The following is a 21,968-nucleotide window of genomic DNA, read 5'->3' as shown; positions in this document are numbered from 1 at the left end:
GTCCCGCGGACTTTGCATCGAACAATCTCCAGAGAATCAGACCTTGTGATGAATCCGCAGCCGCTCCATCAGATGCAGCGCGTTCGGCTGCGCGTGGCCCTCGGCGGTGTTGTCGAAGATGCACCAGACTTCGGCCGTCTTTTTCGCGCGGTTGTGCAGCGTGCGCGCGAGTTCGTCGAGATAGGTGTAGTCGTACGAGGACTTGTATAGCTCGGGCGAGCCGTGCAGCCGCACGTACACGAGCGATGCGTCCGCGCGATGCTTGATCTCGCATTCGTCGGGAATCGGGTCGGCGTCGACGTATGCAATGTGATGCGACTTCAGCAACGCTGCCGCGTGCGTCGTGAACCAGCTATGTTCGCGCGCCTCGCACGCGACCGGCAACGTCGTGCGCTCGCGCAGCGCCTTGAAAAACGCGTCGGCGATGTCGTGATCGAACGGCAGGCTCGGCGGCAATTGCACGAGCCAGCATCCGAGCTTGTCGCCCAGTTGGCCGGCCGCGCGGAGAAAGTCGTCGAGCAGCGATTCGATATCGACGAGACGCGCGTCGTGCGTGATCGCCTTCGGCAGCTTGACCGAGAACCGGAATGACTCGGGCACGCTGTGCGCCCAGTTCGCGTAGGTCTGCTCGCGATGCGGCTTGTGGAAACTGGAGTTGATCTCGACGCACGTCAGAACGTGCGAGTAGCGTTCGAGATGAGTGCCTTCATGCGGAAAGCTCGCGGAGACACCGCTCGACAGGCCCCAGCCCGCGCAGCCGATGCGGATCGCGCCTTGCGGGCCGGGCTTGTGCAGATGGGGCAGTCGGTATGGCATGCGCTCGCGTCGCCTCCCTTCTTGTTGTGTGTCAGTGTCGGGCTTCTCCGGGCAATCCCGTTGGATCGTCGGGCAGCGCGGATGCGTCGCCTTCTTCGTCGGCATCGTTCGAGCGCGCCCAGAAGAAGCGATCCGGCAGATACGCGCCCATGCCGGGCCGGAACGCGGCGCGCGCGGCCTGAAACACATACTCTTGCGCCTCACGCGCGGCCTCGGCAGGTTCCTGGCCGTTGGCGAGCAGGGCGGCGACTGCCGAGCCGAGCGTATCGGTCAGGCCCATGATGCGTTGCACGCTGCGCTCCCACGTGTCCTGTCGCACGAGCCCTTCTTCGCTGTAGAGCGTGTTGACGTGACGATGCGTGCCGGTTTCCATTGCGAGCACGTACTCGCAGCCCTGCGCCAGAATGTGGGAAATCGCGGAATCGAGCGTCGGCGATTCCGCGTCGCTGTCGGGCTGCGCGAGTTGCAGTAGCGTGGCGTGATCGGCAATCAGCATGGTGGTCTGCGGCACGAGCAGATCGGCGAGCGATTCGCGCAGTTCATCGGCGGACAGGACGTGTTCGTCGTCGAGCGTGAAATCGGGCGCGAGGATCAGCGGCACGTCGTCGTAATCGGAGACGACTTCGGCGATGGCGGACACGAGCTCCGCGCGCGTCGCCGCGCCGATCTTGAAGGCGGCGATCGGCATGTCCTCTAGCAACATGCGCGCCTGGGTCGCGACGGTGTCCGGATCGAGGCCCGTCACTTCATCGCAGGTCGCGGAGTCGCGCACCGCGTAGCCCGTCAGCACGGTCGCGCCGTGACAGCCCATGCTGGCGAGCGTCAGCAAGTCGGCCTGCAGGCCGGAGCCGCCCGTTGGATCGGAAAGGCCGAAGGTGAGTACGATCGGTGGGGAATCGCCGGTCATGGCAAAAACGGACATTATGGTATTGGATTGCTTGGATGGACGATCGGCTCTAAGCGAACTCGTGCGCGCCTCGGCGCGTGAGCGAATGCCCGCTCGGTCATGTCTGATTATGCGGCCTAACGCCGCCAGGAATGTTTCTTTGCGCACTTTTTTCCGGTGCGCTAGCCTTCTTCACCGGACCCGGCGTGACGGCCGTTTCGACCCATGTCACGATGCGCGCACCGCAGGCGGGCGGCTTGCTAGGCATCGGCACGGCAACACGGTACCATCATGTCCTATTTTTAAACGACCAATCGACTCGGCATAAGTATGGAATACAGAAGCTGGATGTGCCTGATCTGCGGCTGGATCTACGACGAGGAGGCGGGATTGCCTGACGAGGGCATCGCGCCGGGCACGCGCTGGGAGGACGTTCCGATCAACTGGACCTGTCCCGAATGCGGAGCCCGCAAGGAAGATTTCGAGATGGTCCAGATCTGATCTTGTCGTTCTGCCGCGCCGCATGACTCGCGTCATGCGGCGCGCGTTTTTTGCGGACCGCGTACGTCGCTGACGGCGCGTGCCACGCATGGGCCGCCGTCGGGCGGCCCGTCCGATTTTTCGGATTTTGCAGCGTCAGATGAGTTCGTTGCGGCGATTCCGGCGTCGACCGACGTTGGCGAACAAAGATGCGAAAAGCCTTTGCAGGTTCGGTTCCCGCACTGGCCCGTTAAGGCATACGCTTGAAGCAGGCGCGGCGACGCCGTCTCCCGCCTGTCGATGACGCATATAAACGGCGGGTGACGGCGGCCTTCCGTCGCCGCGCCCGCGAACCGGCTTGTGAGCGCTTGTTATGACATCTCGTCCCGATCTGCCCGTTCCGTACGAAGCCTTGCCCAATCCGCGCGGCGGATCGGTGCGACTCGCAGAAATGGCGCTGACCGACGCGCTGCACGCGTTCCAGCGTCAGGGCGAAACCGGGGCGGCGCTCAAGCGCGCGATCGCCGCGCTGCATTCGGCGGGGTGGCTTCCCGCGCAGCGCTTCGCCGAGGCGCTGACGCTCGTCGCGCCGCTCGGCGAGGAATCGGAAGGTAGCCACGCACGCATCGCCGATGCGATCGCGGTTTTTCGCGGCGCGGTCGAGCGGCGCAATCTGCGCGAACTCTCGTGCTCGACGGCGCTCTTCGATCACTATCGCGGCCTGCATGCGTTGCTTGCATCGCATACGCGCATCGCGCCGGTTTCCTACGATGACCTCGCCCTCGCGGGCCGCGCGATCGCGCCGGCGACGCTGCGCGGCATCGCGCCCGAGCGGCTCGCGCATACGCGGGCGCGCTATGAGGAAACGTTGCTGAAACTCTTGCGCGGACCGGCCGAAGGCTCCGCCGACACCTTCGCGCGCCTCGACGCCTGCCTCGACGAACTGCGCGGCCCGGATCCCTACGATTTCTGGCGGCTCGCGTCGTCGGCGGTCGTGGCGCTACGCGAGCGCGCGCAGCGCACCGGCGGCGAGCTGGACTACATCGCCGACGTCAAGCGTCTCTACGCGCGCTTCAACCTCGTGCTGGCCGATCAGGCGCACGCGCTGTCGTACGCGCCGCGCTCGCTCGTGCGCGCGACGCTCGCGCTGCTGTGGCGCGATTTCGCGCTGTACGGCGCGCGGCCGGAAGATGCCGACCACGTCGATGTTTTGCGCGATTACGGCCTGACGGTCGCGTGGCACGTCGCCGCGACGCCCGAATCGGAAGCGGCGTGGGAAGAGAGCGCCGCGCAGGCGGGCGAGGAAGCCTCGCGCGACGCCGCGACGCGCGATCTCGGCGTGCTGCGCGTGAACGCGAGTGCTTACGAGGACTTCCTGCAGAGCGCGGAAACGTCGATCGACGCGCTCGTCGAGCGCGGCACGCAGGCGAACGAAACCGGCATGGTCGATGAAGCGGCGGCGCTGTCGGCGGCGGACGCGTCGCATCGGCTGGGCGCGGCGGCTTGCGCGCTGGGCCTCGGGCATGTCGCGCTCTTGGCGGATACGCTCGGCCTCGCATGGCGGCGCGTCGCGCATCACGGCGAAACGCACGCCGATGGCGCCGAAGGCGCGACACGCGGCATCGACGCGACCGTGCCCGAGCGCGCCGCGCAAATGCTGCGTTCGATGCTGCATCAGGCGGCAGCCGGCATCGCGCCTTCGGAAGGGCGCGGATCGATCGTCGCGCTGACGTCGATGATCGAAAAACCTGCGCCGTTTGCGCGCTAGTCTTCGCCGTCGTCGTCGGGCGGAAGCTGCTTCGGGCCCGGCGCGCGCACGACGTCATAACGCATGAGCGTGCGTTTTCTGGCGGCTTCGTGATCGACGATCGGCTGCGGATAATCCGCGCCGAGCGAGATCTTCGCCGCTTTCAGCGCATCCGGTTTTGCAAGCCACGGCGCGTGAATATCGCGATCGGAAAGAGCCGCGATCTCTGGCACGTAATGACGGATGAACTTGCCCGCCGAATCGAATTTCCGTGACTGCGTGACCGGATTGAAGATGCGAAAGTACGGTTGCGCATCGCAGCCGCTCGACGCGGCCCATTGCCATCCGCCGTTGTTGTTCGAGAGCTCGAAGTCGTTCAGATGCGCTTCGAAGTACGCCTCGCCGCGTCGCCAGTCGATGCCGAGATCCTTTGTCAGAAAGCTCGCCACAACCATGCGCAGACGGTTATGCATGTATCCCGACGCGTTGATCTGCCGCATCGCCGCATCGACGAGCGGATAGCCCGTCTGACCCGCGCACCACGCGGCGAAATTCGCGTCGGCGGCATCGCCCGTTTCCCAGCCGATGCGGTCGTACTCCGGCTTGAACGCGCGATGATCGCCAGCCACGCCGACGTGCGGAAAATGGTGCAGCACGGAGAAATAGAACTCGCGCCAGATCAGCTCGCCTAGCCACGTTTCAGCGCCCTTGTCGCCGTGACGCTGCGCATCGTGGGCGCTGCGGGCGAGCGCGCGGATCGACATCGTGCCGTGCCGCAGATGAACGCCGAGATAGCTCGGCCCTTTTAGCGCGGGGAAATCGCGCGTGCGGCCGTAGTCGATCATGCGGTCCCGGAAATCGTCGAAGAGTTCATAGGCGCCGCGCGTGCCGGCGGGAAACGCAGGCGCGGGTGCATCGCCGAAACCGAGCGCATCGAGCGATGGAATCGCATGCTTCACGTTCGACGGCGGCTTGGCGAGCGCGTCCAGATGTTCTTCGGATGCGTAGGGCGCAAGCGCATCGGGCGTGAGCGTCGCGAGCCACTTGCGCTTGTACGGCGTGAAGACGGTGTAGGGCTTTGCGGCGCCTGTCATCACATCGTCGTGATCGAAGACGGCCTGATCCTTGAAAGAGAAGAACGCGATGTCCTGACTCGCGAGCTTCTGCGCGACGGCTTCGTCGCGCGCCTTCGCCGCCGGCTCGTAATCGCGATTGACGAACACGGCGTTCGCGCCGCATTCGCGTGCGAGCGAAGGAATATCGTGCACGGGGTGCCCGTGCCGCACGATCAACGCGCCGCCCGCCTCGCGCAGCGTGCGATCCAGCTCGACGACGCTCGCGTGAATGAACGGCACGCGCCGGTCTTTTTTGTCGAGCGGCGCAAGAATATCGCGATCGAAAACGAAGGCGCACAGCACCCGACGGCACCTTGTAAGCGCGTGATAGAGTGCAGCATTGTCTGCCGCGCGCAGATCCCGCCGAAACCAGACCAGAGCCACATCAAAGTCGGCCATCTCGCAGCGCCTTTGTTAAAATTCTGAATTATGTCCAAGACTTCCGATCGCATCAATTTGACGAATCAGTTCCTGATCGCCATGCCCAACATGGCCGATCCGACGTTTTCAGGAACGGTGGTCTACCTTTGCGATCACACGGAGAAGGGCGCGCTCGGTCTCGTCATCAACCGGCCGACCGACATCGACCTTCAATCGCTCTTCAATCGCATCGATCTCAAGCTCGAAATCGAGCCGCTCGTCCATTTGCCCGTTTATTTCGGCGGTCCCGTGCAGACCGAGCGCGGCTTCGTGCTGCACGAAGCGGGCGAGGGCGAACCCTATAGCTCGTCGATGAGCGTGCCCGGCGGACTCGCCATGACCACGTCGAAGGACGTGCTCGAAGCTGTCGCGAGCGGCAAGGGCCCCGAGCGCTTCCTGCTTACGCTCGGTCATGCCGGCTGGGGCGCGGGCCAGCTCGAAGAGGAAATCTCGAAGAACGGCTGGCTGACCGTCGAAGCCGATCCGCGCATCATCTTCGACGTACCAGCCGAAGACCGCCTTGAAGCGGCGCTCTCGCTGCTCGGCGTGTCGCGCTCGATGTTGTCCGGCGAAGCAGGGCACGCATGAGCCGCGAAGCCACGCTGCTGGCATTCGATTACGGCGAGAAACGCATTGGTGTCGCCGTCGGCAATACGCTCACCCGCCACGCGCGCGCGCTCGTCACGCTGGAAAACCGCAATCGCGACTATCGCTTCGTCGAAGTGGGCAAACTGCTCGACGAGTGGAAGCCCGACGCTATCGTCGTCGGCATGCCGATGCATCCCGACGGCACGCCGCACGAAATGAGCGCGCTTGCGAAGCGCTTCGGCAATCAGGTGAACGGACGTTTCAACGTGCCGGTGCAATGGGTGGACGAGCGCTACTCGTCCGTCGACGCCAAAGCCGATTTGCGCGAGCGCGGCGTGCGCGCCAATGCGCGCGGCCGCTTCGACGAAATCGACGCCGAAGCCGCGCGCGTCATCCTTCAACAATATCTCGACGGACTTGCCGACGATCATGAGTTCCATTGACGCCGAGGCGCTTTATCGCGCGCTCGTCGACCAGATTCGCGCTGCCTACGGACAATCGCTCGCCGCGCCCGACGGCGCCGTTCTCGCGGGCATTTTCAGCGGCGGCGTGTGGCTTGCCGAGCGGCTCGCGAAGGATCTGAACGCGCCGCGCTTCGGCGTGGTGAACGTGGCGCTGCATCGCGACGACTACGCGAAGAAAGGCCTGCACAGCCAGGCGAGCCCGACCTCGCTCCCCTTCGATGTGAACGGCCGCCGCATCATCCTGGTCGACGACGTGCTGTCCACGGGGCGCACCGTGCGCGCGGCGATCAACGAGCTGTACGACTATGGCCGTCCGGCATCGATCGATCTCGCGGTGCTCGCCGATCGCCGCGGGCGCGAAATGCCGATCGGCGCGCGTTTCACCGGCGCGACGCTCGATGTGCCCGCGAATCAGAATCTCGTGCTCGCGCGTCGCGAAGACGGCGCATTCGACTTCAGGACGGAACCGCGCGCCAGCTGAAGCGAGCGCTTCGACGTCTTTTCAAAGTACATCCGGGATCGACATGAATACCGCCACCGAAGGCGCCGCCGCGCCCGACACCTTTCGCTACGGCTTTCTCAAGGGCAATCCGCAGCTGACGAAGAACGGCGAGCTGAAGCACCTGTTGAGCATCGAAGGATTGCCGCGCTCGATCGTCACGCACATTCTCGATACCGCCGAGCAGTTCGTCAGCGTGACCGATCGCGAAGTGAAGAAGGTGCCGCTTTTGCGCGGCAAGTCGGTGTTCAATCTCTTCTTCGAGAACTCGACACGCACGCGCACCACGTTCGAGATCGCGGCGAAGCGTCTTTCGGCCGACGTGCTGAATCTGAACATCAACGCATCGTCGACGAGCAAAGGTGAATCGCTGCTCGACACGATCAACAATCTCTCCGCGATGCACGCCGACATGTTCGTCGTGCGTCACGCATCGAGCGGCGCGCCGTATCTGATCGCCGAGCATTGCGCGCCGCACGTGCACGTCATCAATGCGGGCGATGGCCGTCACGCGCATCCGACGCAGGGCCTGCTCGACATGTACACGATCCGCCATTACAAGCGCGACTTCACGAAGCTGCGCGTGGCGATCGTCGGCGACATCCTGCATTCGCGCGTAGCGCGCTCCGACATTCACGCGCTGACGACGCTTGGCGTGCCCGAAGTGCGCGCGATCGGACCGCGCACGCTGTTGCCGGGCAATCTCGATCAGATGGGCGTGCACGTCTATCACAATCTCGACGAAGGGCTGAAGGGCGTCGACGTCATCATCATGCTGCGCCTGCAGAACGAGCGCATGAGCGGCGCGCTCTTGCCGTCCGCGCAGGAGTACTTCAAGAGCTGGGGATTGACGCCCGAGCGTCTCGCGCTCGCCGCGCCCGATGCGATCGTCATGCATCCGGGTCCGATGAATCGCGGCGTGGAAATCGACTCGCAAGTGGCCGACGGCCCGCAGTCGGTCATCCTGAATCAGGTGACTTTCGGCATCGCCGTGCGCATGGCGGTGATGGGCATCGTGGCCGGCAACACTGACTGACAAAGACGACATGAAGATCCAGATTCAGAACGGCACGATCATCGATCCGGCGGCCGGCACGGAAGAGCGCAAGGACGTGTTCATCGCGGCGGGCAGGATCGTCGGCATCGGCGAGGCGCCCGCGGATTTCAACGCGGCCAAGGTCATCGACGCTTCGGGGCTTTACGTCGCGCCGGGTTTCGTCGATTTGTCGGCGCGTCTGCGCGAACCGGGCTTCGAACACAAGGCGACGCTCGAATCCGAGATGGCCGCCGCGATGGCGGGCGGCGTGACGAGTCTCGTGTGCCCGCCCGACACCGATCCGACGCTCGACGAACCCGGTCTTGTCGAAATGCTCAAGTTTCGCGCGCAGAAACTGCATCTCGCGCACGTGTATCCGCTCGGCGCGCTGACGGTCGGGCTCAAGGGCGAGACCATCACCGAGATGGTCGAGCTGACCGAAGCGGGCTGCGTCGGCTTTTCGCAGGCGGATAACCCGATCGTCGATACGCGCACGCTGCAGCGCGCGCTGCAGTATGCGACCACGTACGGCTATACCGCGTGGCTGCGTCCGCAGGATGCGTACATGTCGAAGGGCGGCGTGGCGGCGAGCGGCGCGGTGGCGTCGCGGCTGGGGCTGTCGGGCGTGCCGGTGTCGGCGGAAACGATCGCGCTGCATACCATCTTCGAACTGATGCGCGTGACGGGCGCGCGCGTGCATTTGTCGCATCTGTCGTCGGCGGCGGGCGTCGCGCTCGTGCGCGCGGCGAAGGCCGAAGGAATCGCCGTGTCGTGCGACGTGACCATCAATCACGTGCATCTGACGGACATCGACATCGGCTATTTCGATTCGCAATTTCGCCTCGATCCGCCGCTGCGTCAGCAACGCGACCGCGATGCGATCCGCGCGGGTCTCGCCGACGGCACCATCGACGCGATCTGCTCCGATCACACGCCGCTCGACGACGACGAAAAGCTGCTGCCCTTCGCCGAAGCGACGCCCGGCGCGACCGGCCTCGAATTGCTGCTGTCGCTGACGGTGAAGTGGGCGCGCGAAGCGAACGTGCCGCTCGCGAAGGCGCTGTCGCGCATCACGTGCGCGCCCGCCGACGTGCTGAAGCTCCCCGCCGGCCGCATTGCGACGGGCGCGCTCGCCGATCTGTGCGTGTTCGATGCGGCGAGCGAATGGCGCGTCGATCCGCTGAAGCTGAAGAGCCAGGGCCGCAATACGCCGTTTCGTGGCTACGAATTGCCGGCGCGCGTGCGTGCGACGGTGGTCGGCGGTCACGTCGCTTACGAGAGCCGCTGAACATGCGCTTCGCATGGCGCAAGCTTCGGCTCGTCGCGCATCTGTTGTACGGCATGTGGATCGTCGCGACGCGCTTTGCCCGCGCGTCGGCGGCCGAACGCGCCGAGATGAACCGACTGTGGTCGCTCGAAATGCTGCGGCTTTCGGGGATGAAGCTCGTCGTGCATAACGACGAGGCGCGGCTCGATAGCGGCGTGCTCGTCGTCGGCAATCACATCTCGTGGATCGATATCTACGTCATCAACGCGTGGCGTCCGACGCCGTTCGTGTCGAAGGCGGAGATCCGCAAATGGCCGGTGGTCGGCTGGCTTGCGCATCAACTGGATACGGTGTTCGTGCAGCGCGAGAAGCGCAGCGACGCGAAGCGCATCATGCACGAGCTCGCGGATCGTCTGCTCGCCGGCGAAAAGATGTGCGTGTTTCCGGAAGGCACGACCTCGGACGGGCAAGCGCTGCTGCCGTTTCACGCGAACATGTTTCAGGCGGCGGTGTCGGCGTCGTGCCCGGTGCAGCCGATCTGCCTGATGTACGCGGATGCGCAAGGAAGGCAATCGACCGCGCCGGCGTATATCGGCGATATGTCGCTCAACGATTCGCTCGATGCGCTCTTGCGCGCGCGGCCGCTCACCGCGCATCTTTACGTGTGCGATCCGCTCGCACCGGGCGCGGACCGGCGGTTGCTCGCGAGCGAGGCGCAGGCTTCCGTCGACGCCGCACTTCAGCGGATGCGTGGCCTGCCCGCCGTCGCCGATGCGATGACGGAAGTGCCGCTCACTTCTTCATCGAGCAGCTCACCTGCGTGACGACGCGCTGCGCGGGATCGGCCGTCAGGCGCACCGCCGACAGCTTGTTGCCCCACACGCAGCCCGAATCGAGGCAGAGAACGTCGTCGCGGATCATGAGACCGAGCGCGGCCCAGTGGCCGAAGACGATCGTCACGTCCTGCGTGCGGCGGTCCGGCACGTCGAACCACGGCATGTAGCCGGGCGGCGCGGCGTTGGGGCCGCCGTTGTTGGCGAACTCCATCGCGCCTTCGGGTGTGCAGAAGCGGATGCGCGACAACGCGTTATAGATCACGCGCAGCCGGTCGGCGCCCTTCAGTGAATCGTCCCAGCGATGCGGCTCGTTGCCGTAGAGCGACGCGAGCGTTTCCTTCCAGTTCGGTGCGCGCAGCGCTTGCTCAAGCTCGTGCGCGAGTTCCATCGTCATCGTCGCGTCCCATTGCGGCAACACGCCCGCGTGAACCATCAGCACATTGTTTTCGAAGTGCGCGACCGGCTTGTGACGCACCCACTCGATGAGATCGGCGGCGTCGGGCGCTTCGAGGATTTCATCTAGCGTGTCGCCTTTTTTCGGCTTGCGCAGGCCGGCGGCGACGGAGAGCAGGTTCAGATCGTGATTGCCAAGCACGACAGTTGCGCGCGAGCCGAGGGCGATGATCTCGCGCAATGTCTGCAACGACTTCGGCCCACGGTTGATGAGATCGCCCGCGAACCAGAGCGGTGTGTCGGGTGATGGCGCGGCTTTTTTGAGGAGGCGCTGGAAGGGGTCGCAACAGCCCTGGAGATCGCCGAAGACGAGGGGAGCGGGGGAGGTGGCGATGGTCATCTGGGAGATTTATTGTCAGGCTTCTTCTAGGAGGAAATCCGGGTGAGCGAAGATTATGGAACAGCGGGCAAACACTGTGCCTCCATCCGACGGGTGCACAGGCAGGCATTACCCGCTGCCACATGTACAACCATAAATCGCGTATCAAGTTGTTATCCGCCTAAGTTTTCGAATGGCAGAGCCTTATAATTTAGCGTTGACCAAACTGGCGCGGGAATGCACGAAAATCGTCATACTTCGGATTCTGCTTCCATCCACCGCAACTGTCGCAATTTTTTCGCATATTCAAGCTTTCCGCGCGGCGTAATAACATGACGGAAAGCTATAAAGAGGGCCACGTATGATTCTCGTGACGGGCGGCGCCGGTTTCATCGGCGCCAATTTTGTGCTGGATTGGCTCAATGGTTCCGACGAACCCGTGCTCAACGTCGACAAGCTGACGTATGCGGGCAATCTGGGAACGCTCAAGTCTCTGAAGGACGACCCGCGCCACATCTTCGAGCGCGCCGATATTTGCGACCGCGCCGCGATCGATGCGCTGCTGGCCAAGCACAAGCCGCGCGCCATTCTGCACTTCGCTGCCGAGAGCCACGTCGATCGCTCGATCCACGGCCCGGCCGATTTCGTGCAAACGAACGTCGTCGGCACGTTCACGCTGCTCGAAGCCGCGCGGATGTACTGGAGCAAGCTACCCGAAGACGAGAAGCAGGCGTTCCGCTTCCTGCACGTATCGACCGACGAAGTGTACGGATCGCTGTCGGCCACCGATCCGCAGTTCTCCGAGACCACGCCGTACGCGCCGAACAGCCCGTATTCCGCGACCAAGGCCGGCTCCGACCATCTCGTTCGCGCGTATCACCACACCTACGGACTGCCGGTCCTGACCACGAATTGCTCGAACAATTACGGTCCGTATCAATTCCCTGAAAAGCTGATTCCGCTGATGATCGCCAACGCGCTCGGCGGCAAGCCGCTGCCGGTCTACGGCGATGGCCAGAACGTGCGCGACTGGCTGTACGTGGGCGATCACTGCTCCGCGATCCGTGAGGTGCTCGCACGCGGCGTGCCCGGCGAGACGTATAACGTCGGCGGCTGGAACGAGAAAAAGAATCTCGAAGTCGTGCACACGCTGTGTGACTTGCTCGACCGCGCAAAGCCGAAGTCGAGCGGTTCGTATCGCGATCAGATCACATATGTAAAGGACCGTCCGGGCCACGACCGCCGCTACGCCATCGACGCGCGCAAGCTCGAGCGCGAACTCGGCTGGAAGCCTGCGGAGACCTTCGAGACGGGTCTTGCGAAGACGGTTCAGTGGTATCTGGACAACCAGGCGTGGGCCGACGAAGTCGCTTCCGGCGAATACCGGAAATGGGTCGAGACGAACTACGCGCAGCGAGCGTGAGGGACTGAATCATGGCGCGCAAGGGCATCATTCTGGCCGGCGGGTCCGGCACGCGGCTTTACCCGATCACGCACGCGGTGTCGAAGCAGCTTCTGCCGGTCTACGACAAGCCGATGATCTACTACCCGCTGTCGACGCTGATGATCGCCGGCATCCGCGACCTGCTCGTCATCTCGACCCCGCAGGACACGCCGCGTTTCGAGTCGATGCTCGGCGACGGCAGTCAGTGGGGCATGAACATTCAGTACGCGGTGCAGCCGTCGCCGGACGGGCTTGCGCAGGCGTTCATCATCGGGCGGGAATTCGTTGGCAATGATCCGTCGGCGCTGATTCTCGGCGACAACATCTTCTACGGACACGATCTCGTCAAGCAGTTGGACGCGGCCAGTGCCCGCACCGATGGCGCAACGGTGTTCGCCTATCACGTGCAGGATCCCGAGCGTTATGGCGTGGTCGAGTTCGATCAGCAATTCAGAGCGCTTTCGATCGAAGAAAAGCCCGCAAATCCTCGCTCGAACTACGCGGTGACGGGTCTCTATTTCTACGACAACACGGTTTGCGACATCGCGGCGGACATCGAGCCGTCGGCGCGCGGGGAGCTCGAAATCACCGACGTCAACTTGCGGTATCTGGCGGGCGGCAAGCTCAATGTCGAGATCATGGGACGTGGCTACGCGTGGCTCGACACCGGTACGCACGATTCGCTGATCGAAGCGGCCACCTTCATCGCGACGCTGCAGAAGCGTCAGGGACTCGTGGTCGCGTGTCCGGAGGAAATCGCGTTTCGCAAAAAGTGGATCGGCGAAGAGCAGCTGCTCGAACTCGCTAAGCCGCTCTCGAAGAACGCCTACGGTCAATATCTGCTCAATCTTCCGATGGACCAAGTCGCATGGCTATCCAAGTAACAGCTACCGCGCTGCCCGAAGTCAAGATCATCGAACCCAGGGTGTTCGGTGATGCACGCGGCTTCTTCTACGAGAGCTTCAACGCACGCGAATTCGCGGAGCACGTCCAAGGCGGCGTCGAGTTCGTGCAGGACAATCATTCTCGCTCGGCCAAGGGCGTGTTGCGGGGGCTGCACTATCAGATCCAGCATGCGCAGGGCAAGCTCGTGCGCGTGGTGGAAGGCGAAGTGTTCGATGTCGCCGTCGACATCCGCAAGAGCTCCCCGAAGTTCGGCGAATGGGTCGGGGTAAATCTTTCGGCGGAGAATCATCGGCAATTGTGGGTGCCGCCGGGATTCGCGCACGGCTTCGTCGTGCTGTCGGATGCGGCGCAGTTCCTTTACAAGACCACGGATTACTGGTTTCCCGAGTTCGAGCGCAGCATCGTGTGGAACGATCCGGAGATCGGTATCGAATGGCCGATCGGCTTCGAGCCGATGCTTGCGGCGAAGGATGCGGCGGGTAAGCGGCTTGCCGAAGCGGAGCATTTCGAATGAAAGGGACGATGGCTGGAGATGCGCAACGCACGATCCTGCTAACTGGGGTCAACGGTCAAGTCGGCTTCGAGCTCGCGCGCAGTTTACAGGGACTCGGGCGCATCGTGGCGGCGGATCGCGCCACGCTCGATCTCGCCGACCCGGCAGGTATCCGTGCGTGCGTCCGGTCGCTGAGACCTGACATCATCGTGAATCCGGCCGCCTATACCGCGGTGGATCAGGCCGAGAGCGACGCAGCGGCCGCGCGCGCCATAAATGCGCAGGCGCCGGCAATACTGGCCGAGGAAGCGAAGCAGCTCAACGCGTTGCTCGTCCACTACTCCACGGATTACGTCTTCGACGGCACTGGCACCGAGCCGTACCGCGAAGCCGACGCCACTCATCCGCAGAATGTCTACGGCGCCACCAAGCTGGAAGGAGAGCAGGCCATTGCCGCATCGGGCGCATCGCATCTGATCTTCAGGACGAGTTGGGTATACGGTCGGCGCGGCCGCAATTTTCTGCTGACAATGCTGAAGATCGCGCGTGAACGCCACGAACTGCGTATCGTCGCCGATCAGATCGGCGCGCCGACCTGGTCGGCGACGATCGCCGCCCTTACTGCATCGGTCGTTGCGCAAGGCGTCGCGAACGAGGCCGGGATCGCCGAGTGGGCGCGCGTGAAGGGCGGCATCTATCACCTAACGTCGAGCAGTTCGACATCTTGGGCAGGCTTCGCCGAAGCGATCTTCATCGAGGCACGGCTGGAGAAGCCGCCGCGCGTGATTCCCATTCCTTCGTCCGACTATCCGACGCCCGCTCGGCGCCCGTCCAATTCGCGTCTGGATCTGTCCAGGCTGGCACGCGAGTTCGGACTGGTGCCGCCCGACTGGCGTGAAGCGCTCGCGCTGTGTCTGGCGTCCAACTAAACGTGCGCCCGGAGGCTTCGAATGCTGGAGTGGCGCGGGTGGGCGCTGTCGTCGTGTTCTATCGCCCGGATGCGAGCTGCATAGACAGGGCGAATCGGCTCGCGCAATGGTGCCGATGCGTTGTCGTGGACAACACGCCCCCAGGCGATGGCGGCGAACGGACAGTGGCGCTGCTCGACGCGTCCGTCGTGTATCTGCCGAATCACGCGAATGTAGGCATAGCGACGGCTCTCAATCAGGGTGTCGAGCGGCTGATCGCGGACGGTTTCGAACTCGCGATATTGTTCGACCAGGACAGCGAGTCGACGCTCGAACTCATCAGTGGGCTCGCGAGCGTGATGCAGTCGTGCATTGCGCGGCGCGAGCGGGTGGCGCTCGTCGGACCGGCGTATGAGGATGCGCGTCTGCGCGGTCTCGCTCCTTTTGTCCGTTTCGGATACTTCAGGCTCGAGCGCGTGATGCCGGCCGGCGACGTGCCGCTCGACGTCGACTTTCTCATCAGTTCAGGTTCATGCGTGAACCTGGCCTGCTGGCGCGATGTCGGTCCGATGGACGACGCCCTTTTCATCGATTTCGTCGATACCGAGTGGTGCATCCGCGCCAGGTCGCGCGGCTTCCGCGTATTGGGCGTGCCGTGGATCAGCATGACGCATGAACTCGGCGAAGAGCCGGTTCGCGCATTTGGTCGCAACTATCCGATGCACAGCGCCGTGCGCCATTACTACCTGTTCAGGAACGCGGTCACTCTCATCAAGCGCGCGTATGTTCCATGTACGTGGAAGTCCACGGAACTGATCAAGTTGCCGGTGCGGCTCGTCATCTACGCGTGCTTCGTGCCGGATGGCCGGACACATGTGAAGATGTCGCTTCGAGGCCTGTGGCACGGGTTGATCGGGCGCCTGGGCCCGTTGACCTGACGCGCGAGCGCCATGCCTGCTCAGTCGAACTGCCCGATGCGCGGGTCGTCAGCGAGCGCAAAAGGGGCCTTCGACGTGTCGAGCGAGAGATTTGGGTTGTAGGCGGGATCGCGCAGGAGTGTGTCGCCCCAACGACTCTCCATCAGACGGACTTCGCGCTGAAAGCGCTGGAACTTCTCGGGCGCCATGTCCGAACCCCGCGTCGCCGATTCGTGATGATAGAGCTCCGCGTGCGGCGTCCATACGTTGCGGTACCCTGCCTCTCGCACGCGGATACAAAAATCGACATCGTTGAAGGCGACGGCAAAAGTTTCGTCGAGTCCGCCGACTTCTTCGTAGATCGCCTTGCGAATGACGAGGCAGGCGGCCGTGACGACGGAAATGTTCTGCGTTGCGACCGCGCGTCCGAAATAACCGAACGTGCCGCGGCGGATCTTGTAGTGCATATGCCCTGCGACGCCGCCGAGGCCCAGCACGACTCCGCCGTGCTGCAGGGTTTCGTTGGGATACCAGAGACAAGCACCGACCGCTCCGTTCCCCGGCTGCGCCGCAATCGACACGAGTTCTTCGAGCCAGTCGGGTGTGATCACTTCGATGTCATTGTTCAGCAGGCAGACGAATTCGCCGCCACTCAGAGCCACGGCGGCATTATTGAGCGCCGAGAAGTTGAACGGACGGTCATCGCGGGACACGCGCACGTTGGCGCGCGCGCGCAGCGTGTTGAAATAGGCGAGCGTCTCCGGCCTCACGCTGCCGTTGTCGACGACGATGATTTCGAAGTTCGGATACGTGCTCTTGGCGAAGATGCTTTCGATGCACTGGCGCAACAGGTCGACGCCGTCGCGCGTCGGAATGACGATGGAAACCAACGGCGCCGGCGAAGGCGGTGCGTAGCGCACCCTCAGGATGCCGACATCGCTCGAAAGCTGCCCGACCGTTCCACGCACGCTGGTCCGCGCGAGGTGCTCTTCTACGGCGCGTATGCCGGCGGTCAGTGCGTAGGGTTTTTCGGTGCCAGCGCCCGCAGTGCTGCCCGGCACGATGCGCCAGTGGTAGAGCACATGGGGAATGTGATGCACCGCGCCGTGACCGGCGATGGCCACGCAGCGCAGCGCCAAATCATGGTCCTGACTGCCTTCGAAACCCTTACGAAAGCCGCCGGCCTGCCGCACGAGCGCGGTCTCGTACACGCCGAGATGCGAAAAGAGGTTTTGTACAAGGAACAGTTCTGGGTTCCAGTCACTCTTGAAATACGGCGCGATGCGCTCGCCGTCGGTCGTGAGCTTATCTTCGTCGCTGTAGAAGAGGCGGGCGTCCGGATGCGCATTGATTGCGGCGGCGACGTGATAGAGCGCGTGTTCCGGCAGGATGTCGTCGTGATCGAGCAGGGCAACAAATTCGCCGGTGGCGAGCGCGAGCGCGCTGTTGCTCGCTTCGGAAATGTGGCCGTTCTGCTTGCGCAGGGCGATCTTGATGCGCGAGTCGCGCGCGGCGTGGTCTTTCAGCGTTTCGGCGACGTCAGGACGTGTCGACGCGTCATCGGCGATGCAGAGTTCCCAGTGCGGATAAATCTGTGCCTGTACCGATTCGATCATCGCCCGCAAAAGCGCAACGTCGCTGTTGTATGTCGGGACGAGGACCGAGATCAGCGGCTGCCTAGGCAGCGTGCTGCACCGTTGGCGCAAGGCGGCGCGCTTCGCGTCGTCGATCGCGTCGTGTTGCTCGATCCAGCGCCGGTAAGCTTCGGGGCTGGATTCGAATTGCTCGCTCGCGAGAATACGGCGGCCGCGCCGCACGATGCCGTCGATGCCTTCCTTGCGCCAAATTGCATAATAATGCGCGAGCGCGGCGCGTAGTCCGCCGCGCATACGGATGGCGCGCCTGACCGATCCGAACGACCGCTTCGCCTGCTGCGCCCGCACGGACGCGGCCCGCAGCGGCGTTGTGACGCGCCAGGACACTGAAGTGCGCAGGGCCATCAGTTCCGCCTCGAGCAACGCGATGGTTTTCTGAGCATCTTCGCCGGACGGACCCGGCCGCACCGACGACGCGAGCTTGCGCTGAAGGTCGGCGACCGCCGCTTCGAGTGCTGCGATGCGCTTGGCGTCCGGCGGGAGCCGGCTATCGCGTTCCGGCGCGGTGTCACTGTTCTGCTGGGGCGGTATGTCGCGCGGGGTTTGTGGGGTCATTCGAGATGCCGGCGGCTATCTGGGGAAGGCCTGTACCATTGGAAGCTGATTCCGGATTATATCGGACGCGCTCGCTCGGTCTTCGGTCCGCTGTGACTCAGAAAGTTGCATCCAAAAGTAACGATACGAACCTTAACTACGCGCGGGCGGTCCGAGTGTTCCGCGTTGAGCAGGCGGCCTCTCCCACCGCCCTGTGTCTCCGGGCCAAACGTTGGAACTTCGGGGCCGCGACCATTACAATACGGCCTCGATATTTGGAATCGCTCTGCTTCAGGGCGTTCGATCAGGCAGGGCAGGCTGCGTTTCATTACGGTTCCGCGCGAGAGCGGCCCCTGCGTCCGGCGTAGAGGCACCCCGGCCCATTGCCCAATCACAATCTGGAACCAAAAGGTTCAAACAACAAGATGCAGCCAAGAATTTCGGTACGAGGCGGCGAGACAAAAGCCGTCCTCGCCGCTCGCGATGTGATCGATGGGATTCGTGCTTACCCGGTGTGGTCGGCGCTCGCATGGCAGGACATTCGCCAGCGCTACCGGCGCTCGGTGCTCGGGCCATTCTGGATCACGCTCACGATGATCGTGACGATCGCGGGCATGGGCCCGCTGTACGGCGCACTGCTAAATATCAGTACGGAAGAATTCGTTCCCTACCTTGCGCTCGGGATCATCACGTGGGGCCTCATTTCTACGCTCATTCTGGACGGCTGCATGGTCTTCATCGGCTCGGACAGCATCGTGAGGTCGGTACGCCTGCCCATGATGCTGCACGTATTTCGCACGGTTTACCGGAACGTCCTTTTTTTCGCGCACAACATCCTGGCGTACTTGCCGGTGATGCTCTTCCTGAAGCTCGCTCCCCGCGTCGAGTGGCTGATGGCGATTCCGGGCCTGCTCATCATCGTGCTCGCCGCCGTGCCGCTCAACATTATTTTCGGCATTTTCTGTGCGCGTTTTCGCGACATGCAACCGATCATCGGCAGCGTGGTGCAACTGACGTTCTTCCTCACGCCGATCTTCTGGAAGCCCAGCGCGCTCGGCCATCGGGCTTACGTCGCGGACTGGAACCCTCTATATATGTTCGTCCAGCTCGTGCGGGCGCCGATCTACGGCGAAGGACTCAATCCGAACGTGTATATCGGCGCCGGCATCACGACGCTGATTCTTTATGTGATGGCGATTCCGCTTTTCATCCGCTTCCGTTCTCGCATCGCGTTTTGGATCTAGGTTATGGCGTTTCTCAAACTCGAAAACTGCAGTCTGAACTTGCCGGTTTACGGCGCGGGCAACCGGTCGCTCAAGCAGATGATGCTGTCGGCAGCCACCGGCGGCCGAATTGCCGCGGACAGCCGCAAGCTCACTGTCGTCGAGGCGCTGCGCGACGTGAGCCTGGACGTCAAGGCTGGGGACCGCGTCGGCTTGGTAGGGCATAACGGCGCGGGCAAGACGACGCTCCTGCGCCTGCTCGCGGGTATCTACGAACCGAGCATCGGCTCGTTCTTCTGCGAAGGCCGGGTGACGAGCCTGCTCGACCTGACGCTTGGCCTCGACTACGAGGCCACCGGGTACGAGAACATCGTCTTGCGCGGGTTGATCCTTGGTGCGTCGAAGGCCGAAATGACCCGGCTCACCCCGGCCATCGCGGAATTCTCCGAGCTGGGCGACTATCTCAACATGCCGGTTCGGACGTACTCGAGCGGCATGGTGCTGCGGCTAGCGTTTGCGATCGTGACGAGTGTGCATGCCGACATCCTGCTGATGGACGAATGGCTGAGTGTCGGCGACGCCTCTTTCATTCAGAAGGCCGAGAAACATATGAAGGAATTTGTCGGCAAGGCCGACATTCTCGTTTTGGCCTCTCACAACGCTCAGATCATTGAGGATCTGTGCAATGTGATTGTCGAGCTGGAGCACGGCACGGTCAAGGATGCCCGAAGGGTCTGATTGCCTGCTCCGCACCCAGTCACGATAGAAGAAGATCGGAGCGCGCATGGCCGGCCTCAAGGTATTCGTCACCCGCGAGCTTTATCCCTTTACGAGCGGCGGGATCGGCCGTGCCATTGCGAATCTGCTCGACACGCATGCCGGGGCTGACCTTGGTCGCGAGTTCGCCGTGGTGTATCTCGGGATGCCGCTCGACGAAGCACGCTTTCGCACGCGCTATCCCGGCGTCATGCTGGTCGACGCTTCGCCTTTGTCGTATGTCGAATCGGATAGCGAAGGATTCCACTATACGCCGGCCGACCAGTTCTCCACGCATCCCCTTCATGCCGAGTCCATTCGCGCGATGCAGGCGCTCAAGCGGCTCGCGAGCGAGCAAGGCCCGCTGGAGTACGTCGAGTTTTCCGACTGGGGCGCCGTGGCTTTCGCGTCGTTGCAGGAAAAGCGGCTCGGTCTCGCGTTTTTGAACACGACCCTGGCCATTAGGCTGCATACTTCCGATAGCGTGCTGAGCGCGACGGAGTCGAAGCCGGTCGATCAGCCTTCGTTGATCCTCTTTGACTTGGAACGCAAGGCGCTCGCGGATTGCGATCTGCTGATCGGGCAGGTGCCTGCCACTGCTCGCTGGATGCAGCGCTTCTTCGACTTCTCCGATCCGGAATGGCTACCACGTCTTCGCATCCGGCCGCCGCCCGTGAATCTAGAGCATGGCGCGCTGGCCGCGGCATCGATCGTTCCGAACGCGAACACGCCGATCGTCTTTTCGTCGAAGATTCAGCGCATCAAGCGGCCCGATGTCTTTGTGCGCGGATGCTGCGAATTCGTCAAGTCCAACCCCGCTTATATCGGTAAGATCGTCCTCGCCGCCGTTGCCGAGGACGTCAACTATCTCGAGGAAATCAAGCGCCTCGTGCCGCCCGATCTCGCTGAACGGTTCAGCTTCTTGCAGGAAGCGACGCCAGAGGAGCGCGCAAAGGTGATCGGCGTTTCGGTTTGCGTATTTCCGGGTTCGTTCGAATCGTTCTGTCTCGCGGCATTCGAAGCCTCCATGGCGGGCGCACTATGCATCCTAAACGCTTCCAATCCCGCGTTCTCCCGAGACTCCGCATGGGCCGACGCGATAAATTGCGTGAAGTTCGATGGCAGCGCGAGCGGGTTGAGCGGCGCGTTGACGCGGGCGTTCACGACGACCCAGTCCCTTCGGCCGGTTTCTCTGGATCTGTCCGCGCCGCCTTCCTGGCAGAGCCCCCCGCCAGCTGGTCCGGCGAACGTGGACGATGGCGCCGCGCCACTCGTGAGTGTGCTTATCGCGCATTACAACCTCGGCTCATATTTGAACGAAACAGTCAGGAGTGTTTTGGCCTCCGACTACACTCCTCTGGAAGTCGTGATTGTGGACGATGCTTCGACGGATCCGGCAAGCATCGATGTCATTGCCGGATGGGAGTCGGGCGGCGACCCTCGGGTGCGTATCGTGAGACTCGGGAATAACGTCGGATTGGCCGGCGCGCGCAATGTCGCGGCGTCGCACGCGCGCGGTGAATTCGCTCTGACGCTCGATGCGGACGATCTCATCGAACCCCGGTTCATCGGCATCGGAGCGAAAGCCTTGGTGCGGCATCCAGAGGTATCGTTCGTCGTGCCTCAGACGGCGTATTTCGATGACGGCCCTAGCGTCGTCGGTCTGCCGCGCTATATGACCTTTGTCGGCGAGGCGCGCGTTTCGGGGTTCTTCATCAATCGCTTTTCGACCGCGACGATGATGACGCGCACGGCGCTTCTGCGGTCGCTGCGGTACGACGAGTCATTGCGCGCGTATGAAGACTGGGATCTGTATATGCGCGCGGCGATGCAGCGCCATCGGTTCGTCGTAACCAATGCCGTGCATTTTCACTATCGCCGGCGGCATGACTCGATGATTCACAATGAGTCAGCAATTAAGCGAATGAGCATTTTTTATCACGACGTGCTTCGCGGTAAAGAACTTACAGTCGGCGACAATCAACTCCCGCTCTATCTGCTGGAAGGGGCGGTAAGCGGAATCGGTCACGGCGAATCTGTGGATCATTTGCGCGCACGCCTTGCGAACTACGACAACAGCACGCTCGTGCAGGCCGCGCTCGCGGTTCGCGCGCGACTGAATAGCCTTCCGGACTGGATGCATTCGCCTCTGAGACGGCTCGTCAACGTTATTCGCTCGATGCGCGCGATACGCCGCGGAGTGTGA

The 21,968-nt window shown here is 63.1% G+C and carries 21 protein-coding genes; 16 read left to right on the top strand and 5 right to left on the bottom strand.

From position 1 onward, the window contains the following. Positions 1–36: 36 nt before the first annotated feature. A complete protein-coding gene (locus tag NCS02_RS11280; protein ID WP_250480652.1) occupies positions 37–816 on the bottom strand; it encodes a DUF72 domain-containing protein in 780 nt (259 codons plus the stop codon). Positions 817–847: 31 nt separating this feature from the next. After that, on the bottom strand, positions 848–1,723 hold the full coding sequence (thiD, locus tag NCS02_RS11275) for a bifunctional hydroxymethylpyrimidine kinase/phosphomethylpyrimidine kinase (protein WP_034471621.1): 876 nt from the start codon (positions 1,721–1,723) through the stop codon (positions 848–850). A 309-nt stretch (positions 1,724–2,032) separates the two neighbouring features. Between thiD and NCS02_RS11270 the strand changes: the two genes are divergently transcribed. Together NCS02_RS11270 and NCS02_RS11265 are read left to right on the top strand one after the other, a co-directional pair. After that, positions 2,033–2,203, top strand: a complete 171-nt coding sequence (locus NCS02_RS11270) for a rubredoxin (protein WP_008342674.1) — start codon at positions 2,033–2,035, stop codon at positions 2,201–2,203. A 352-nt stretch (positions 2,204–2,555) separates the two neighbouring features. Beyond that, complete coding sequence (locus NCS02_RS11265) at positions 2,556–3,950, top strand: hypothetical protein (protein ID WP_250480651.1); 1,395 nt, start codon at positions 2,556–2,558, stop codon at positions 3,948–3,950. Here the strand turns inward: NCS02_RS11265 and NCS02_RS11260 are convergent. Beyond that, positions 3,947–5,443 carry a cryptochrome/photolyase family protein gene (locus NCS02_RS11260; RefSeq protein WP_250480650.1) on the bottom strand — a complete coding sequence of 499 codons (1,497 nt, stop codon included), beginning with the start codon at positions 5,441–5,443 and terminating at the stop codon, positions 3,947–3,949. The genes NCS02_RS11265 and NCS02_RS11260 overlap by 4 nt on opposite strands. Positions 5,444–5,473: 30 nt before the next feature. Between NCS02_RS11260 and NCS02_RS11255 the strand changes: the two genes are divergently transcribed. The 6 genes from NCS02_RS11255 to NCS02_RS11230 are packed head-to-tail and all read left to right on the top strand — an operon-like array spanning position 5,474 to position 10,142. Then, positions 5,474–6,052: a YqgE/AlgH family protein gene (locus NCS02_RS11255; RefSeq protein ID WP_008342667.1), complete on the top strand. Its 579-nt coding sequence runs from the start codon at positions 5,474–5,476 to the stop codon at positions 6,050–6,052. Next, on the top strand, positions 6,049–6,495 hold the full coding sequence (gene ruvX, locus NCS02_RS11250) for a Holliday junction resolvase RuvX (RefSeq protein WP_175980440.1): 447 nt from the start codon (positions 6,049–6,051) through the stop codon (positions 6,493–6,495). The genes NCS02_RS11255 and ruvX overlap by 4 nt, the downstream gene beginning before the upstream one ends. Then, entirely contained in the window at positions 6,482–6,997 is a 516-nt protein-coding gene (pyrR, locus tag NCS02_RS11245; protein ID WP_250523120.1) for a bifunctional pyr operon transcriptional regulator/uracil phosphoribosyltransferase PyrR, read from the top strand. The genes ruvX and pyrR overlap by 14 nt, the downstream gene beginning before the upstream one ends. Before the next feature lie 43 nt (positions 6,998–7,040). After that, positions 7,041–8,051, top strand: coding sequence for an aspartate carbamoyltransferase catalytic subunit (locus NCS02_RS11240; protein WP_008342662.1), 1,011 nt, complete (start codon positions 7,041–7,043; stop codon positions 8,049–8,051). Positions 8,052–8,061: 10 nt separating this feature from the next. Beyond that, the gene (locus NCS02_RS11235; protein ID WP_250523119.1) at positions 8,062–9,339 is read left to right on the top strand and encodes a dihydroorotase; all 1,278 of its coding nucleotides are present in this window, start codon (positions 8,062–8,064) and stop codon (positions 9,337–9,339) included. Between the two features lie 2 nt (positions 9,340–9,341). After that, a complete protein-coding gene (locus NCS02_RS11230) occupies positions 9,342–10,142 on the top strand; it encodes a lysophospholipid acyltransferase family protein (protein WP_250523118.1) in 801 nt (266 codons plus the stop codon). Here NCS02_RS11230 and NCS02_RS11225 read toward each other — a convergent pair. Beyond that, on the bottom strand, positions 10,111–10,947 hold the full coding sequence (locus NCS02_RS11225; RefSeq protein ID WP_250523117.1) for a symmetrical bis(5'-nucleosyl)-tetraphosphatase: 837 nt from the start codon (positions 10,945–10,947) through the stop codon (positions 10,111–10,113). The two genes, NCS02_RS11230 and NCS02_RS11225, sit on opposite strands and share 32 nt — an antisense overlap. A gap of 340 nt (positions 10,948–11,287) precedes the next feature. Between NCS02_RS11225 and rfbB the strand changes: the two genes are divergently transcribed. Genes rfbB through NCS02_RS11200 form a run of 5 tightly spaced genes read left to right on the top strand, consistent with a single transcriptional unit; the run spans position 11,288 to position 15,615 of the window. Further along, positions 11,288–12,349, top strand: coding sequence for a dTDP-glucose 4,6-dehydratase (rfbB, locus tag NCS02_RS11220; RefSeq protein WP_250523116.1), 1,062 nt, complete (start codon positions 11,288–11,290; stop codon positions 12,347–12,349). Positions 12,350–12,360: 11 nt separating this feature from the next. Further along, positions 12,361–13,254 (top strand): glucose-1-phosphate thymidylyltransferase RfbA, encoded by an 894-nt coding sequence (gene rfbA / locus NCS02_RS11215; protein WP_250523115.1) that lies wholly within the window; start codon positions 12,361–12,363, stop codon positions 13,252–13,254. After that, positions 13,239–13,790 carry a dTDP-4-dehydrorhamnose 3,5-epimerase gene (gene rfbC / locus NCS02_RS11210; protein WP_250523114.1) on the top strand — a complete coding sequence of 184 codons (552 nt, stop codon included), beginning with the start codon at positions 13,239–13,241 and terminating at the stop codon, positions 13,788–13,790. Before rfbA ends, rfbC begins: the two co-directional genes overlap by 16 nt. Then, positions 13,787–14,698 carry a dTDP-4-dehydrorhamnose reductase gene (rfbD, locus tag NCS02_RS11205; RefSeq protein WP_250523113.1) on the top strand — a complete coding sequence of 304 codons (912 nt, stop codon included), beginning with the start codon at positions 13,787–13,789 and terminating at the stop codon, positions 14,696–14,698. The genes rfbC and rfbD overlap by 4 nt, the downstream gene beginning before the upstream one ends. Further along, complete coding sequence (locus tag NCS02_RS11200) at positions 14,680–15,615, top strand: glycosyltransferase family 2 protein (protein ID WP_250523112.1); 936 nt, start codon at positions 14,680–14,682, stop codon at positions 15,613–15,615. Before rfbD ends, NCS02_RS11200 begins: the two co-directional genes overlap by 19 nt. Before the next feature lie 20 nt (positions 15,616–15,635). Here NCS02_RS11200 and NCS02_RS11195 read toward each other — a convergent pair whose 3' ends face one another. Beyond that, on the bottom strand, positions 15,636–17,483 hold the full coding sequence (locus NCS02_RS11195) for a glycosyltransferase family 2 protein (RefSeq protein WP_250523157.1): 1,848 nt from the start codon (positions 17,481–17,483) through the stop codon (positions 15,636–15,638). 725 nt (positions 17,484–18,208) lie between these two features. Between NCS02_RS11195 and NCS02_RS11190 the strand changes: the two genes are divergently transcribed. Genes NCS02_RS11190 through NCS02_RS11180 form a run of 3 tightly spaced genes read left to right on the top strand, consistent with a single transcriptional unit; the run spans position 18,209 to position 21,968 of the window. Beyond that, positions 18,209–19,027, top strand: coding sequence for an ABC transporter permease (locus tag NCS02_RS11190; RefSeq protein ID WP_250523111.1), 819 nt, complete (start codon positions 18,209–18,211; stop codon positions 19,025–19,027). A gap of 3 nt (positions 19,028–19,030) precedes the next feature. Further along, positions 19,031–19,744 (top strand): ABC transporter ATP-binding protein, encoded by a 714-nt coding sequence (locus NCS02_RS11185; RefSeq protein WP_250523110.1) that lies wholly within the window; start codon positions 19,031–19,033, stop codon positions 19,742–19,744. Positions 19,745–19,790: 46 nt separating this feature from the next. Next, entirely contained in the window at positions 19,791–21,968 is a 2,178-nt protein-coding gene (locus tag NCS02_RS11180; RefSeq protein WP_250523109.1) for a glycosyltransferase, read from the top strand.

The organism is Caballeronia sp. NCF2, assembly GCF_023631205.1.
Classification (GTDB): domain Bacteria; phylum Pseudomonadota; class Gammaproteobacteria; order Burkholderiales; family Burkholderiaceae; genus Caballeronia; species Caballeronia zhejiangensis.
Note: the sequence above shows the minus strand (reverse complement) of the source record. Positions and strands in the feature narration are given on the sequence as shown.

Excerpts from the sequence above, each read along its gene's own strand:
- NCS02_RS11235 (WP_250523119.1), top strand. The coding sequence starts at position 8,062 with ATGAAGATCCAGATTCAGAACGGCACGATCATCGATCCGGCGGCCGGC.
- NCS02_RS11195 (WP_250523157.1), bottom strand. The coding sequence starts at position 17,483 with ATGCGCGGCGGACTACGCGCCGCGCTCGCGCATTATTATGCAATTTGG.
- pyrR (WP_250523120.1), top strand. The coding sequence starts at position 6,482 with ATGAGTTCCATTGACGCCGAGGCGCTTTATCGCGCGCTCGTCGACCAG.
- NCS02_RS11265 (WP_250480651.1), top strand. The coding sequence starts at position 2,556 with ATGACATCTCGTCCCGATCTGCCCGTTCCGTACGAAGCCTTGCCCAAT.
- NCS02_RS11260 (WP_250480650.1), bottom strand. The coding sequence starts at position 5,443 with ATGGCCGACTTTGATGTGGCTCTGGTCTGGTTTCGGCGGGATCTGCGC.
- rfbC (WP_250523114.1), top strand. The coding sequence starts at position 13,239 with ATGGCTATCCAAGTAACAGCTACCGCGCTGCCCGAAGTCAAGATCATC.
- thiD (WP_034471621.1), bottom strand. The coding sequence starts at position 1,723 with ATGACCGGCGATTCCCCACCGATCGTACTCACCTTCGGCCTTTCCGAT.
- rfbA (WP_250523115.1), top strand. The coding sequence starts at position 12,361 with ATGGCGCGCAAGGGCATCATTCTGGCCGGCGGGTCCGGCACGCGGCTT.
- rfbD (WP_250523113.1), top strand. The coding sequence starts at position 13,787 with ATGAAAGGGACGATGGCTGGAGATGCGCAACGCACGATCCTGCTAACT.
- NCS02_RS11225 (WP_250523117.1), bottom strand. The coding sequence starts at position 10,947 with ATGACCATCGCCACCTCCCCCGCTCCCCTCGTCTTCGGCGATCTCCAG.
- NCS02_RS11230 (WP_250523118.1), top strand. The coding sequence starts at position 9,342 with ATGCGCTTCGCATGGCGCAAGCTTCGGCTCGTCGCGCATCTGTTGTAC.
- NCS02_RS11280 (WP_250480652.1), bottom strand. The coding sequence starts at position 816 with ATGCCATACCGACTGCCCCATCTGCACAAGCCCGGCCCGCAAGGCGCG.
- ruvX (WP_175980440.1), top strand. The coding sequence starts at position 6,049 with ATGAGCCGCGAAGCCACGCTGCTGGCATTCGATTACGGCGAGAAACGC.
- rfbB (WP_250523116.1), top strand. The coding sequence starts at position 11,288 with ATGATTCTCGTGACGGGCGGCGCCGGTTTCATCGGCGCCAATTTTGTG.
- NCS02_RS11190 (WP_250523111.1), top strand. The coding sequence starts at position 18,209 with ATGCAGCCAAGAATTTCGGTACGAGGCGGCGAGACAAAAGCCGTCCTC.
- NCS02_RS11255 (WP_008342667.1), top strand. The coding sequence starts at position 5,474 with ATGTCCAAGACTTCCGATCGCATCAATTTGACGAATCAGTTCCTGATC.
- NCS02_RS11185 (WP_250523110.1), top strand. The coding sequence starts at position 19,031 with ATGGCGTTTCTCAAACTCGAAAACTGCAGTCTGAACTTGCCGGTTTAC.
- NCS02_RS11240 (WP_008342662.1), top strand. The coding sequence starts at position 7,041 with ATGAATACCGCCACCGAAGGCGCCGCCGCGCCCGACACCTTTCGCTAC.
- NCS02_RS11180 (WP_250523109.1), top strand. The coding sequence starts at position 19,791 with ATGGCCGGCCTCAAGGTATTCGTCACCCGCGAGCTTTATCCCTTTACG.
- NCS02_RS11270 (WP_008342674.1), top strand. The coding sequence starts at position 2,033 with ATGGAATACAGAAGCTGGATGTGCCTGATCTGCGGCTGGATCTACGAC.